Here is a 14641-nt window from a genome sequence, read left to right on the forward strand (position 1 = left end):
CTGCTCCAAAGCGTCTTACTGTGCTGGACCGGCGTTTGCCCCACATGCCAAAGAAAACTCCCCAAACGAAGACAAACTTAACGAAGTACTACTAGGACCGCCCCGACATCCTCGGCACCTCTGCGGGCAAGGGCGCCGCGATCGATCGCGGCGCGCACCAGACCTCGCCAGGATAGGCCGATCAGACTCTCCTGCAGCTCCGAACGGTCTCAAGCAGGTTCTCCTCGGGCCCGCTCCACAAATTTCGCCCGTACGGCGCAGGAATAGCCCGCCTCGGCGAGATCGACCATGCATGCCCGGCGACGATCCACCTCTGCGGAATCATGTCTCGGCCTCGTTTGGCCGCCGGTGGTAGCCCAAGTGCCGCAGCCGTGCTCACTCATCGCATTCGCAGTCCGGAACGGCATGTCGTGGTAGCCGGGACGATGAACCGCAAGCGGTAATTCGGATGCTGGGAGCAGCCGTGACTGTGATCGCGTTCTCCAACGATGACCATGAACACGAGCTCGACGCACGCCGACCGGACTTCGGGCACCCCGGACTCTTCGAACGCGAGCGTTTCCACGAAGACCGAGACCTCGCCCATCCAGGCTTCCACCACCGGCGGCGCTTCGCGCACTGCATCGAGCGCCATCGCGTCTACCTCAAGCGCAACCCCAACTACGCCGGGCGAGTCCCCGAGGAACGCGGTTTCCACTGGGTTCACTTCCCCGGTCAACGCACCTGCTCCGGCCACGCCCCGGCCTCGCCGTCGGAGAGCCAAGAGCACAAGATCCTCAAAGCCCGCACCGTCGTGGCGTTCCGCAAGGCAGGCAACGACCCCGTGCGCCAAGAAGTCACCAGCCCAGGACGCACATACCGCTCCGACGTGCAGTTCGAACGCCCCGACGGCGCCTGCTTCGCGCTCGAAATCCAAGTCAGCGGCATCGATGTGCCGGCCGCCCGCCGCCGCACCGCCATGACTCGCCGCGACGGCATCGACCCGTTGTGGATGACCTCGCGCGCATCGGAAGAATGGCAAGAAGCGGTGCCCTGCGTTCGGCTGCTAAGGCCGGCCCGCGGCGATCGCCGCCAGGACATCGCCGAGATCGAGCTGTTCGTCACCGGCATCGTCTACCCGTACTGGGAAGACTGCGGCCGCGGCCGCCAATGCTGGCGACGCCGCCTCCACAGAACCGAGACCTGCCCGGGACACCTGCGGTGGCGCACCACCATCCACGACGAGAAGGTCATCAACACAACGACTTCCCGTTACGAGGACACCGCGAAGATGCTCGGCATCGACACCTTCGCGGCTCGCATAACCAGCGGCGAGCTCGTGATCGTGCATACCCGACGCGACGACCGCAGGGGCACCTTTCCGGTCGTGTCCACGCCAGAAGGCAGAGATCACGCAGAGCGCTACAGCCGAGAACTCACACGATGGCGAACCCACGCACGCCGCGACCGCCCACTGCCGCCAGCGATCGCCTGCTGCACCCAGAGCAGCAGCTCTTCCCAACCGGCCAGCGAGGATCAGCTCGCCGCAGTGCGTCTTCAGCCACAATCGCCGGGCCAGTCAGCCCCCGAAACCAACGAGAAGCCCGCGCACGCCCGGGGTGAGACACAGCCTGCGCCGTCCGGCGATACGGAAGAACTTCATGGGCAAACCCTGCGGAGCCTGATTCCCATCGCACGAGCACTCGCCGTGGAGCGCGAAGCATTCGTCCGCGTCGTTGCCGACACGACGACGTATCTGGCGCATCTTCAACTCCCCGGCAGCACCCTCGTAACCGGCGAACTGATCCTGGTTCCGACCAACGCGCACCGACGACACCTCATCAGCGCGGGATTCCACTCGAGTCGCCTGATCGCCGCCAACCCGTGAACGCCAATTGCACGCGCCGAGGAGGCTACGCACGTGTTGGCCGACAAAGGCCGAACATTCGAAATAGAAGGTGAACCATGAACTCCGATCTTCCGCACCCGTGGGCATCAGCGCGGCAACACATCGCCCAACGAATCGCCGCCCGGCTTGTGCTCACGCAGGACTCGGAGCCGCGAATCCGCACCCTCGGACCGAAACCGACCCCCAAAGAAGAACCCCAGGCCAACGGGCCTGGCGAGCAGCGCGGCCACCGGGGCCGACCTACTCTGGCGTGTGCGGGCCAACGCGGCCCTGCCCGTGGTGCGTCAGTTCGATGACGGCTCGTACCTGTCGGAGATCGTGGCCTCCCGCGACTACTACCGGCGCGCTGACCCGATCACAGTCCGAGTCGTGGAATACACCCTCGGCGCCGAGCAGACCGTCTACCGGCTGGTGACCACCATCCTGGATCCCGCCGCGGCCCCGGCTACTCACGCTGGTCTTGTGCCTGTTTCCGCACGAGTCCTACCGGTCGGCAATGAAGATCCTCATGTCGGTGTTTGGGCGGGGCGGGCAGGGTTATCGGGTGCCCACGACCGGGTCGATCGGGGCCGCTCGCCACAGGTTGGGATCGGGTCCGATGGAAACGGCGGCGCGCGCGGTGATGACGCCCCGCGCGCGACCGGACACGCGCGGCGCGTGGTATCAGGACTGGTTATTGACGGCGGTGGACGGAACCACATTCACCGTGCCCGATACCGAGGACAACGAGCGGGAGTTCGGTCGCCCGGGTTCGGGCCGTGGCGAGGGCAAGACCGCGTATCCGCAGATTCAGGCGGCGTGCCTGATCGAATTAGGCACGCACGCGGTCTTTGACGCCCGGATGGATGGCTACGCTGCCGCGGAAACGATGTTGATCGAGGAGATGTTCGGCTCGCTGAGGCCGGGCATGCTGGTGCTGGCCGATCGGCATATCTATTCGTTCCATCGGTGGATCAAGGCGGTGGACACCGGCACTGACCTGCTGTGGCGGGTGGCGTCGAACCTCATTCTGCAGCCGGTGGAGATGCTGGCCGATGGGTCCTACATCGCGGAGGTGATCCCGCCCAAGAAGTCCGGTCGGGCGTCGTTTCGGTTGCGGGTGATCGAATATCGGCTGCCGTGGTCAGGTGAGTTGTATCGACTGGTGACCACGATCATGGACCCGGTTCAGGCTCCCGCGAAGGAGCTCGCGGTTCTTTACCATGAGCGCTGGGATATCGAGGGGTTTCTCAAGCAGATCAAGAGCATTCAGCTGGGCAACGAGAAGATCTTTCGGTCGAAGTCGCCGGATGGGGTGCGGCAGGAATTCTGGGCGCATCTGGCGGTGCACTACGCCACGATGTGTGTCCAGGTGGATGCTGCTGATCATGTGAAGTTGGATCCGGATCGGATTTCGCATAAGAACACGGTGCGTGTCATCCGGTCCCGCGTGTGGAAACCGGAGTCTTTTCCCCCTCGCGGCAAGTAATGATCATTATCGTCTACTGCTGGCCGAGGTCTGCGATGAGATCAATCCGGAGCGCCGGAACCGGAGCTATCCGCGCGTGATCAAGAGGAAGATGAGCAATTTCCCGGCCAAACGGGCACGCCACCGCCAGCAGCGCCAGGACAGCAGGCCGTCCCGCTCAGCGGTCGTCATCACCGCACCCAGCAAGACCGGACACCGACCTCGACCAGCCAAGATCACTTAAACGACCGGCATTGCGCCTAGGCAGGGACAAGCAGGCGAAACAATCCGGTTGAAACGAGGGCGAGGCTTCCACCCACAGCGCCCAAGCCGAGCACGCACTGGCAGTCGAACGGGCGCAGCAACAGGCGCCCGCAGGCGCGCCGTGCGCGACAGAAGACGACAAGAAACCCGACGGTGCGACCGATAGCGGCCAGGATGTTGTCGCTCGCCAGTAGGCAGCTTGCCCCTCTCGTTCGGCCCTCGCAGTGGCAAGCCGCGGTGACGTTTCATGGCCTCGTCGAAGCCCGGGTCTCACAATCACACCCTGCAGCATTTTCAAACGCCTTTCTCGGCGTGCCTTGGATTTGCCTGGCCAGCGCTGAGCCGGACAGCCCAGCGCTCGCATTTGGCGCAGCCAGGGCTGTGAACCCGAGCGCAGGATGAGAGAAGATGGTTGAACCATTCGGGTGAGATCGCACGCGCGGATCGGGGCTCCGCATCCGACTCACCCAATTACGCGAACGCTGCTGGATATGCTCTGACATCGAAGATCACGGCACAACCGAAGATCACGGCATAACCGCTTGGGGGAGCTCGTGTCTGAGGCGCTGGAGTTCGACGGCAGCCTATTCGGCCCGCTCTGGTACGGCGCAGGACTCGCGCACCAGGAAGACGGCGAGGAACACCTGGTCCCGCCACCGCAGCTGCTCCAGTACTTTCCCGATCTCGGAGAGCCCGACGATCCGGTTGCCGAATGGGAAAAATCCCAGGACAAGGCGCGAGCACGAGGATGGCTCGACCGGGCCGGCCAGGCGGTTCCGTGGGTTACCGACATCATGAGGCTGCTGGCCTACGCGTCGACCGAGGCCGATACGCGGTTCGCGCCACAGCTTGGCAAGCACGTCCGTGGGTTGGTGTCGATCTCAGGTGATCAGGCGGTTCGCACTCGGGTTGAGGGGCGCAAGATCCGCATTGATCCCGTGTGGCCGACCTCCGCCTACAGCGCGTTGGTGGGCCTCTGGCCTGAGATCACTCCTGTGGGCGGCGCAGCGGTGAGTATTCGGCTTGAAGACGCCATGGCCGCGAGCAAGTCGGCTGAAGAGCATCAGGGACAAGCGCAAGTCAGCGCGACGATCCGCGAGCTGCGAGCTCGTAAGGTCCGCAGCGACGATGCCCGTGAATACGCCCGCATGGTCTCTGGTGAACGCGTCCACGACGGGGAATTCTCGGTGGCGGTTCGAGACAGTCGCGGCAAGCTGCACGCGCCCGACAGCGTCGTGCTGCTCACCGGAACCACCCAGGGTTCGTACATCCAATACCTACGCGGCGAGTTCCTGGTGACCGCCCCAGCCGACCCGGGCTTGGTGGCCCGCACACTTTCCGAGCTCGCCGAGAAACTACCGCGATGACACGAACTGCCGATGAAGGTCAGGGCGCTGGAATCCGATGAGTCACAAGAGAGGGGAGTCATGACCGCACCGAACGATCCGACGACGCAGGCACGTATCGCCCAGGCCGTTGCCCTGAACCCCGTGACAGGGATGTTCCAGATTCCCTTGATCACGGCTTCCAGTGCCGGGGCGACAGCAAGCAGCTTTGAAGTCGCCCCAGAGGAGCTCAACGCAGTCAAGGCAGATCTCGACGCTGCGCTCGAGGAACTCCGACTTGCGTCTGACGATGCCCAGGAGTTCCGGAGCATCCTGCCGCCTGGCGAGGATGAGGTGAGCGTCGACACGACCACCGAGATCATCGAACACCTTACTGCTCGGCCTGGCTCCGCCGTTCACACGATCGACGACATGCGGCGCTGGGTGCAGGACTTCCGCGACAAGATCGAGGCTGCCCAGCGCGAGTACGAGCGCGTCGACGATAAGAACAAGATCGGGAAGCTATGAGTCACGCGCGCACCGCCCTCGCTTTCGCCGCCGTCGTGGTCGCCCTCGGAGCTGCGGGCTGCTCCCAACAAATGGCCGGCACACCGACCGAGACCACAGCACCAAGTTCACAGGCGGCGCCGAGCGATCCAGCCATGCCACAGGTCGCAAACCCGAAGAACCTCGAAGCGGTGGGCGACCCCTGCCAGCTTCTCCAAGCCGATCAATTGGCCCAGATTGGAACTGGTGGAGCGCCTACTCATCGCCCGTCAGCCTGGGGCGAAAATTCCTGTATTTGGGGTGCCAACACTGACGGCCTCCGTGTGAATCTGGCACCTTCCACGACCCTGAACCAGGGGTTGAAGAGTGTGCTGAGAACCGTGCACAAGACAGCGCCGGATGAAGTCATCGACGGCTATCCGATGGTGACAAGCCAGCCTCTGACTTATAGCTGCGGGATTTATGTGTCTACGACGCCAGAGGATGCGTTCTCGGTGAACGTGGATCGGGGCGACAGTGATCACCCGGAACATCAGGACACGTGTGCTGTGGCGAAGCAGGTGGCGAGCATGGTGCTGTCGAATCTTCCAGCCAAGAACTGAGGAGGTAGGGCTGTGTGGCCGTTCAGCCAGCCAAAGGAGATCGAAGGCCAGGCGCTCGCGTTCGATCACCCGAAGATCCACCGGGAGCTCAATGGCGGCGTGGGGGTTACGTCGCTATCGATCGCCGCGGGCAACCTCTCTGGTCAGTTCACCGCTCGACTGCGTCGTGTTGACGAGCTTGTTCAAGGGGCGATCAACCGCTGCCACAGCTCGTGGAGCGGCAGCGCATCGGAGGCGATGACGCAGGAGTCTTCGCCGTTCCGGGATGTGGTGCAGCAGTCGGAAGAGCTGTCGGCGGCGTTGGCCAAGGGCGTGGAGGGCCAGGGCGAGCACTTCAGCCGCACAAAGAACTCAATGCCGGCACCGCACAACGTACCGCCACTTGATCTCGGCTTCAGCGACCTCGCACCAACCAACCTCGGCGCGAAGCTGGCGGGCCAGCAAATCCACGAGACCAAGCACAACGAGGCCGAGCAGAAGGCTCGCGACGACTACGCCACGTATCGGACTTCGTCCAACAGCACAGTGCAGTCCCTGCAGCCGTATCCGCCCGTGCCTGCGCCCGTCGCTGATGTTGGTGTTGCCGACACACAGCGCCCGAACTCGGTCGACCCAAGCACCGGCTACTCCGGTTTCGGTTCCACAACGAGGCCAAGCTCCGTCCGCGCACCTATCCACGACGGGAGCGGCGATACCACGTCAGGCAGCCAGGGCGGTTGGTCGCAGTCGGATGAGACCAGTACGCCAGCCGAATCCGGATCGGCCTGGGTGAGCCCGAACAGCCCACCCCCTGTCGCCTCTCCAGCAGGTACCGGCGTTAGCGGTGGGCCGGCGGGGAGTGGCCCTGGTGTGGGCATCGGAATCGCCCCTGGGGTAAGTGGATCAACTGGTACTGGGACGGGGCGGGGCGTCGGGGGCTTTGGCTCCGACAACCGTGGTGGCAGCGGCTTGGGCGGTCACAGCGGTCCCGGCGTCAGCGGGCGCGGAGTTCTCGGGCCGGGTGGTTCATCGGGCGTTGGTGGCTCCGGCGGAGCCGGCATTTCTGGTTCTGCGAATGCACGCGGTGGCGCCGCAAGTGCCGGCATTGCCGGGGCAGGACAACGCGGGCAGAACGCCGAGGACGAAGAACACGAGCGCAAGTACATCAAGGACACAGACGAACACTTCGAGTTCGACCCCGAGGTCGATCCTGACACCGGCCAGGTCATCGCACCGTCGGTGATCGACGGGTTCAACTCGTCGCAGCAAGACGAGCAGTAGCCCGCAGTGGCGTTGGGGAGGACGCACTCAATTGGTGGATTACCAAACACAAGGTGGAGCCGCGCACGAACTGGCGGGGTTCGCGGGCCTTCAGGCGTCGGCGGCCGAGCTGAGCCAGCATTGGCAGCAAGCCGAATCCGATACCTGCTACACGGGCCGCGACGAGACGGGCTTGATCGGGATTACCGTGGACGGCTCCGGGTTGGTTCGTGCGGTCGACGTTGAGAGCTCGTGGCGTCGTTCGATCGATCCTCGAAGGTTCGATGACGCGGTCCTGCAGGGATTGAACGCTGCACTGGTTCAGGGCGCGACCAGCTGGGCCCAGGTCGGCGGGCCGAGCAGCGCGCCCGAGCAGCACCCGTCAGAGACGGACAGGTCAGGCGCCGAAGTTCCCGAGCCCTTTTCCCACCAAGCCGCCACAGACACGATTGCCGAGATCCTGGGGCTGTTGGAAGACTTCAACCACGACCTAGCCGACTTCGAGCAACAGTTGCGCGATTCGGCTGCTCGGCCGGTGTCCGGGCACAGCGCTGGGGGAAACGTAACCGTGAGCATGGCAAACGGCCAGCCCACCGGTGTTGATGTCGACGCCAACTGGGTCGCGGGAGCACGGCCGGCGGAGATCAACACGGAGGTGCTGAGCGCTCTCGAGGCAGCGCAGGCAGCATCTCGCGACGCGCAGGTGTCCCCGGAGACGTTTGGTCGTTCCATCGGACGCCTCCAGCAGCTCACGAGCAATCCGAACCTTCTCATGCGGAGGCTCGGGCTGATCCGAGAATGACGGGTTCCATACTGCATCGAACTGGAAGGTTGAAGCATGAGTTCACCGCCGTCTCAATCGGATATCAAGGTAGCGCTCGAGGCCCTTCGCTCTGACGCGAATGCGTGGACCAATGCTGCGGGAACGGTTTCAGGTTCTAAAGGCGCCGCAGAGAACCTGAAACTCGACGCTGCCCGATTCTCCTACCTCGCGGACAAAATCGGAGTCACCGATGGCTACCGCGAAATCCAGGAGAAGATCGCTGGACTATTAGCGGAAGCCGAGCAAAATTTCACAAGCATTTCGGACGCGCTCAGGGCGTGCGCTGATACCTATCAGCGCGAGGACGAGGCGGGCGTGCACGCGTTGAACAACGCTTACTGAGGAGGGGACTTTGACGGCACCTGGGGCCCAGTTTGAGTCAGCATTCGGAAAGTCAAACGAGCTGCTGAACCGCGTTCAGGGCGAGTTCGAGAAGATGGTCGGCAATGTCAACAGCATCGCCGACTGGCTGCCGGAATTCGTCTGGCAAAAAATCAAGGATGGCGTCCAGGAAGTTTCACAGCTGATCGATCGACTGTTCAAGGAACTCGCTGATTTCTTCACCCAACCGGGATCACCTGGGGCATTGTGGGACACTGCGAAGGCATGGACCGAGCAGGTCGGGGCGAAAACGAGCGAACTGTCTGCCTCCTTGAAGATCGACCAACTGCGAACTGACAATGAATGGGACGGGCAGGCCGCCAACGCCTACAAAGACAGCATCGCGAGCCAGCAGGATTCACTAAAGGCGATCAAGTCCGCAACCGATGCCTTGGACTCCTCGCTAAACGAGTTAGCGGGAGCAATCATCGCGTTCTGGGTGGCACTCGGAGCAGCACTTGCCACTTATGTCTCATCCATGATCGCAGCAGCCATCGCGTGCGCAACCGCAGTCGGAGCTCTGCCAGGTGTGGGAGCCGCTGTGACGGCAACCGGCGTTGTCGTCGCCGCCGTGGCCGCGTTCGCCACTGCCCTGGTCACTTACCTGAACACGGTCAAGACACAGCAAGCGAACATGCGCCAGCAGTTTGCCAACAATGACGCGTTCCCAGGTGGAAAGTGGCCGCGCTCGACAACCGACATTTCTGACGCCAGCGTGACAGACGGCGATGACACCGACTGGCACGTCCAGTGACGAAACCGGGAGAACCGTGAGAAACGCGCCGAACTACTACCCACTTCCACATCAACAGGGCGATGCAGTGAGAAACCTGTACGCGATAACAGGCATAGGCTATGTCCTGCTAGCGCCTCTCATCTCGCTCGTCCTCCTGGGCATCGGCATAGTGTTGGCCGCCAACGAGGACAGTTCCGGAATCATACTAGCCGGACTCGGGGCAGTATTCGGCGGCGGACTTGTTTTCTCTTCGTCTGTGGTTCTGTCGGCACGCAAGACGATCGTAAATAATCACATTGATGCGATCGGAGCCCGAAAGGCCGCCGCCAGAGCCCGTGCTGTAGCTGTGATCCTGTCGAGCATTGGCGTTATTGGCATAATTGCAAGTTTGGTTGCCCCACCGCTGATGGAGAGCGAACCAAAGATCTCAATCGGGATCATTGCGACACCAGCCGGAATCATATCGATACTCGCCTCGTGGACTGCCTACGTCGTGGTCGCAAAGCGAGCCCCGAAAACGCGATAGAGGCATACCTACTCCATGGGGCGCTGAACGACTACAACCCGGCCGAAGCGCTCTTCCGCGTTGCACCACGAACACGCAGGCAAGCTGTCATCCCACTCGAGCGCATGCTCCGGGGTCGTGAACACGCCGCACAGTGCAAGGAGTTCGGCTCCCCTCCACTGCTCGTTGTGCACCGGCACCAAGTGGTTCTGCCCGGCGAACACGGCTCGAAAGACCTCATGGGTTGGTTCGGCATCGTCTTCCACAAGCAACTCCTGGAACACCCTCAAGTACGCCGCTGAACAGCGGCAAACCGCAGCTGGCCATGCCCGTCTAGTCCGCAACCAGGACGAGCAGGCTGTCTCATTTGCGGTTAGGAAGTGTGCCCGGCGACAGGTCCGGTGAGACGTGTGCTGGATAGAGGGTGACGACGGTTGCGAACTCCGGTTGTGACCCCAGGCACGGATCTGATCGCAAATGCGGTTTGCGAGATCCGCCAGCGCCGTAACAGCGCACTCGGCATGCTGACACCCATCGAGTACGAACGACTCCATCCCACAGTCCTGACCGTAGCTCTAAAATCCAGAAACCCGACTCCGCGAAACCCAGGGAACATCAGGCGCCGCTGGCCATTGGGTGTAAGCGTAAATCTGACGGTTACCCGGGTCATCGTGCATCTCGTCGACCACAGCCCACGCGAAACCCGTGCAGTACGGACCGAAATCGATGGCCGCAACGACCCGGCACCGGCGTACCGTCTCCCCCGTCATCCTTTGTCCTCTCGCAATCAGCTGCGCCAGCGCGGCGTCTACGCGGTCAACTGCCACCCGCCCGTTGACGATTTCGCGGCGGACCGTATGACCCAGGACCGACATAAAGCACGTGCTCGCACCGATGACATGGATCTTCGGTCTCCGCCCGTGGTATCGGCCCCGTTTGGGCGAACTGGTGACCTGTGACCAGCCTGGCGCGGTGGACACCACCCGCTCGATACTCGAGGAAGCTGCGCAGGCTGGCCTGGCCGCGCAACTCCAGCCGCGTCCCCCGAAGGCACGCGGCGCGAGCTTCAACCCGAATACCTGCCCCGTCTGCCAACACCAGGCTGACTGGCACGATCTCAATGGCGTGACCATTCGGGCACTCCATGAGGATTGGGACGTTCTGGCCCGCGCTCGCATCCCCATCCGATGCTGGCGTGCGCTATTGGATGAGCGACATGGCGTGTACTCCTTCTAGCATCGATGCCCGCTATTGCCGCCTGGTCCCGTCCGGACGGCCGACTACGGCTGCCGGCCCAGTGCGCACATCACCTAACAGGCCGCCACGTCCCCCACTCACGCCCTGCAGGAACACAGCGGCTGATTCTGCAGCATTTCTGCATCCTCGGGCCGAAATTCGCCACCAAAAAGAAGAAGCCCAGGTCGTTGACCTGGGCTTTTGCTCCTCCGACTGGACTCGAACCAGTAACCCTTCGGTTAACAGCCGAATGCTCTGCCAATTGAGCTACGGAGGAATGTTTCGTTGTCGTCAGCCCTTGTCGCGCTGACATGACTACTCTAGCCCATGCCTTCGGGGCCCTTCACCGGACCCCCCTCTTATTGATCCTTCCCGCGAAACCGCTGGTCAGCGGCGGTGCGCTACGACGAAGACGCGGCGGAACGGGAACCAGGTCGTGCCGTCGGCCCGCCTCGGGTACGCCGCCGCCAGGCGTGGCGCCAGCTCCGCCCGGAATTCCGTCCACGCCGCGTCGTCCAGCGCCGTCCGGACCGGCCGCAGGGCCGTGCCCGTGACCCACTCCAGCACCGGGTCCGCTCCGGTCAGCGCGTGGACGTAGGTGGTCTCCCAGGCGTCGACCTCCGCGCCGAGGCCGGAGAGCACGTCTGCATAGCCGGTCGGCGACAGCACCGCGTCCGGGCGCAGCACGCCGCTCACCTGGTCGCGCCAGCGCGGCTCGGCGGCCAGCTCCCGGATCGTCACGTGCGACGGCGATTCGAAGTTGCCCGGCACCTGGAAGGCGAACCACGCTCCGGCCGGCAGCCGGGGCAGCCAGCGCTGCAGCAGCTCCACGTGCTCCGGCACCCATTGCAGGACGGCGTTGCAGAGCACGACATCCGTGTCCGGCAACGGTTTCCAGTCCCGCACGTCCTCCTGCCTCGCGGCCACGCCGCGGGCCTGGGCCGCCGCGACCATCTCCGGCGATGCGTCCGTCGCCTCGACCGCCGCTTCGGGCCACCGGCCGGTCAGCAGCGAGGTCAGGTTTCCCGCTCCGCAGCCGAGGTCCACCACCCGGCGCACCCGGGTCGCGCCGACCCTGGCCATCAGGTCGTGGGCCGGGCGGTTGCGGTGGTCACTGAACGACAGGTACTTCTGCGGATCCCACACGTCCACACCTCCATCGAACAGTACGCCCGTACTGTATATCCGGGGTGCGGCCGGTGTCGAGTGAAAGTCAGTCCCGCTCAGGGCCTTTCGCCTGCTGCAAGCGCTCCGCGACGGTCGCGGCGAACTCGGCCACCGCCGCCTCGTCCGCGCCCCGATCGGGCCGGACCTGCAACAGGATGCCGTCCCGGCCGGGCACCTTGCGCTGCACGAACCACGCTCCCCCGCCGGGCAGGTCCCGGTGGTGGCGGGAGCGGATGGACTGGTTGACGCGTTCGTGCACGACGTCGGGCAACCGGCTCGATCCGGTCAGGTCGAGCCGGCGACCCGGCAGGTCGCGCAGCAGCACCGCGTCGCCCGCCGTCCCGGCTTCCTCCGCCTCGATCACGGTGAGCACGCCGTTGTTCCAAGTCGCCTTGCTGAGCAGGTGCCAACCGAGGCGGCGGCCCTCCGGCAGCCACAGCCCCAGGTGCGTGGCGACCAGCGCGCCATCGGCCGTCTTCGCCACCGCGAGGACCTGCTCCTCGGCGTCGAGCGTGCCGGGGAAGTCCGCCGGCACGTCGGCCGTGCCGCTCAGCCGCGCGACGAGCTGCCGCACCCAGGCGATCACAGCGTCCCCATGGCCTGGTCCAGCAGCGCCTTGCGGTAGCCCTCCAGCGCGACCATGTCGCCGAACAGCGCGTTGTACTCCTCGGCGTCCTCCAGCGGCGACATCCGCTGCACCTTCGACTTGATGTCCGCGATCTGCCTGCTGACCAGCCGCTCCTGCAACCGGGCGATCAAGGCCGCGACGTAGCGCGGGTCCTCCTCCGACTGGTTCTCCAGCTTCTCCACCGAGAGCAGCGTGAGCAGGCTGCGCGCGACCTCGTTCTCGCACTGCTGCGACACCGCGTCCACGTACGCCGCGCCGGAGAGCCCGGACACCGTGCCGCCCGCGGCCAGCAACGCCCGGTGCAGCTCGGCGTATGCGGACTCGGTGAACGCTTCCTCCGGCAGAGCGTCGTACAGCGGGCCTGCCAGCGCGGGCACCTGAAGCGCCGCCTTCAGCGCCTCCCGCTGCAGGAACCGCGGGTCGTGCCGGGGCGGGCGCTTCGGGAGGTCGACGTCCATGCCCAGCGACTGCTGCGCCTCCTCCTGCCGCGGACGGCGCCGCGTCTGGCGCACCGGGGCGCCAGAGCTCTGCCGCACCCGGCGCACCACCTGGTTCTCGTCGTTCCAGCCGGCCCACCAGGCCAGCTTCGCGGCGTAACCGTCGCGGCGGGCCGGGTCCTTGATCTGCGCGACCAGCGGAACCGTGCGCTTCAGCGCCGCGACCCGGCCGTCGACGGAGTCCAGGTCGTATTCGGTGAGCAGGCTGCGGATGGCGAACTCGAACAGCGGCCGCCGGCGGGCCACCAGGTCGCGCACCGCCGCGTCGCCCTTGGCCTCCCGCAGCTCGCACGGGTCCATGCCGTCCGGGGTGATCGCCACGTAGGTCTGGCTGGCGAACTGCTGCTCGCCGTCGAAGGCCTTCAACGCGGCCTTCTGCCCGGCCTCGTCGCCGTCGAAGGTGAAGATGACCTCGCCGCGGAACGCGTCGTCGTCCATCATCAGCCGGCGCAGCACCGAGATGTGGTCGTCGCCGAACGCCGTGCCGCAGGACGCCACCGCCGTCGGCACACCGGCCAGGTGCATCGCCATCACGTCGGTGTAGCCCTCGACCACCACCGCCTGGCGGCGCTTGGCGATCTCCCGCTTGGCCAGGTCGATGCCGAAGAGCACCTGCGACTTGTTGAAGATCGGGGTGGCCGAGGTGTTGACGTACTTGGCCTCGATCGGATCGTCGTCGAAGATCCGTCGCGCGCCGAAGCCGACCACGTCGCCGCTGAGGTCCTTCAGCGGCCACAGCAGGCGCCGGTGGAACCGGTCGATCGGGCCGCGGCGCCCCTCCTTGGACAGGCCGCCCTTGATCAGCTCGTCGAGCTCGAAGCCCTTCATCAGCAGGATCTTGGTGAGCTTGTCCCAGCCGGCCGGCGCGAAGCCGCAACCGAAGCGCGCGGCCGCCGCCTCGTCGAAACCGCGCTGCGTCAGGTACTCCCGCGCCTTCAGCGCCTCCGGGGAGCGGAGCTGTTCCGCGTAGAACTCGGCGGCGATGCGGTGCGCCTCGACCATCCGGGCGCGCGTGCCGCGATCCCGCTTCGGGCCCGGCGTACCGCCCTCGTACTGCAGCTGCAGGCCCACCCGGTCGGCGAGTCGCTCGACGGACTCGACGAAGCCGAGGTGCTCGATCTTCATCAGGAAGGCGATGACGTCGCCGCCCTCGCCGCAGCCGAAGCAGTGGAACGTGCCATGGCTGGGCCGGACGTTGAACGACGGAGTCTTCTCGTCGTGGAACGGGCACAGGCCCTTCTGCGCGCCGCCGCCGGCGTTGCGCAGGGCGACGTATTCCCCGACCACATCGTCGATCCGGTTGCGATCGCGCACTTCGGCGATGTCGCTTTCCCGGATCCTGCCTGCCACGTACCCAGTCTAGGGGCATTGTGATCGTCACGTTCGAGGTGGCTTG

Annotated in this window: 14 protein-coding genes, 1 tRNA gene and 1 pseudogene; 11 read left to right on the forward strand and 5 right to left on the reverse strand. The window is 64.8% G+C overall.

Going from position 1 to position 14641, the window contains the following annotated elements; genetic code table 11:
• The first annotated feature begins 463 nt into the window (after positions 1 to 463).
• The 11 genes and pseudogenes from AC07EQ_RS13480 to AC07EQ_RS13530 all read left to right on the forward strand — a co-directional run bounded on the left by AC07EQ_RS13480 (position 464) and on the right by AC07EQ_RS13530 (position 9738).
• On the forward strand, positions 464 to 1867 hold the full coding sequence (locus AC07EQ_RS13480; RefSeq protein WP_478388265.1) for a competence protein CoiA family protein: 1404 nt from the start codon (positions 464 to 466) through the stop codon (positions 1865 to 1867).
• A gap of 234 nt (positions 1868 to 2101) precedes the next feature.
• Positions 2102 to 2338: pseudogene (locus tag AC07EQ_RS13485) on the forward strand (IS4 family transposase); the annotation flags it as partial.
• 10 nt (positions 2339 to 2348) lie between these two features.
• On the forward strand, positions 2349 to 3356 hold the full coding sequence (locus AC07EQ_RS13490; RefSeq protein ID WP_478388266.1) for an IS4 family transposase: 1008 nt from the start codon (positions 2349 to 2351) through the stop codon (positions 3354 to 3356).
• Positions 3357 to 4153: 797 nt separating this feature from the next.
• Positions 4154 to 4966: an ESX secretion-associated protein EspG gene (locus AC07EQ_RS13495; RefSeq protein ID WP_478388267.1), complete on the forward strand. Its 813-nt coding sequence runs from the start codon at positions 4154 to 4156 to the stop codon at positions 4964 to 4966.
• 60 nt (positions 4967 to 5026) lie between these two features.
• Positions 5027 to 5452 (forward strand): PE domain-containing protein, encoded by a 426-nt coding sequence (locus tag AC07EQ_RS13500; RefSeq protein ID WP_478388268.1) that lies wholly within the window; start codon positions 5027 to 5029, stop codon positions 5450 to 5452.
• Positions 5449 to 6033 (forward strand): DUF3558 domain-containing protein, encoded by a 585-nt coding sequence (locus AC07EQ_RS13505; protein WP_478388269.1) that lies wholly within the window; start codon positions 5449 to 5451, stop codon positions 6031 to 6033. Before AC07EQ_RS13500 ends, AC07EQ_RS13505 begins: the two co-directional genes overlap by 4 nt.
• A 12-nt stretch (positions 6034 to 6045) precedes the next feature.
• The gene (locus AC07EQ_RS13510; RefSeq protein ID WP_478388270.1) at positions 6046 to 7293 is read left to right on the forward strand and encodes a PPE domain-containing protein; all 1248 of its coding nucleotides are present in this window, start codon (positions 6046 to 6048) and stop codon (positions 7291 to 7293) included.
• Positions 7294 to 7327: 34 nt separating this feature from the next.
• Entirely contained in the window at positions 7328 to 8074 is a 747-nt protein-coding gene (locus AC07EQ_RS13515; protein ID WP_478388271.1) for a hypothetical protein, read from the forward strand.
• 36 nt (positions 8075 to 8110) lie between these two features.
• Positions 8111 to 8437 (forward strand): hypothetical protein, encoded by a 327-nt coding sequence (locus AC07EQ_RS13520; protein ID WP_478388272.1) that lies wholly within the window; start codon positions 8111 to 8113, stop codon positions 8435 to 8437.
• A 10-nt stretch (positions 8438 to 8447) separates the two neighbouring features.
• Positions 8448 to 9230: a hypothetical protein gene (locus AC07EQ_RS13525; RefSeq protein ID WP_478388273.1), complete on the forward strand. Its 783-nt coding sequence runs from the start codon at positions 8448 to 8450 to the stop codon at positions 9228 to 9230.
• Positions 9231 to 9246: 16 nt separating this feature from the next.
• Complete coding sequence (locus AC07EQ_RS13530) at positions 9247 to 9738, forward strand: hypothetical protein (protein ID WP_478388274.1); 492 nt, start codon at positions 9247 to 9249, stop codon at positions 9736 to 9738.
• Positions 9739 to 9746: 8 nt separating this feature from the next.
• On the opposite strand, the gene AC07EQ_RS13535 is transcribed toward AC07EQ_RS13530, so the two are convergent.
• The 5 genes from AC07EQ_RS13535 to dnaG form a co-directional block, all read right to left on the reverse strand.
• A complete protein-coding gene (locus tag AC07EQ_RS13535) occupies positions 9747 to 9983 on the reverse strand; it encodes a hypothetical protein (RefSeq protein ID WP_478388275.1) in 237 nt (78 codons plus the stop codon).
• A gap of 1174 nt (positions 9984 to 11157) precedes the next feature.
• A tRNA-Asn gene (locus AC07EQ_RS13540) sits at positions 11158 to 11230 on the reverse strand.
• A 110-nt stretch (positions 11231 to 11340) separates the two neighbouring features.
• Positions 11341 to 12099 (reverse strand): trans-aconitate 2-methyltransferase, encoded by a 759-nt coding sequence (locus AC07EQ_RS13545; RefSeq protein WP_478388276.1) that lies wholly within the window; start codon positions 12097 to 12099, stop codon positions 11341 to 11343.
• Between the two features lie 67 nt (positions 12100 to 12166).
• Entirely contained in the window at positions 12167 to 12706 is a 540-nt protein-coding gene (locus tag AC07EQ_RS13550) for a hypothetical protein (protein WP_478388277.1), read from the reverse strand.
• Entirely contained in the window at positions 12703 to 14595 is a 1893-nt protein-coding gene (dnaG, locus tag AC07EQ_RS13555; protein WP_478388278.1) for a DNA primase, read from the reverse strand. Before dnaG ends, AC07EQ_RS13550 begins: the two co-directional genes overlap by 4 nt.
• Between the last annotated feature and the right edge of the window lie 46 nt (positions 14596 to 14641).

It is taken from the genome of Saccharopolyspora sp. NPDC045839, from assembly GCF_056431645.1.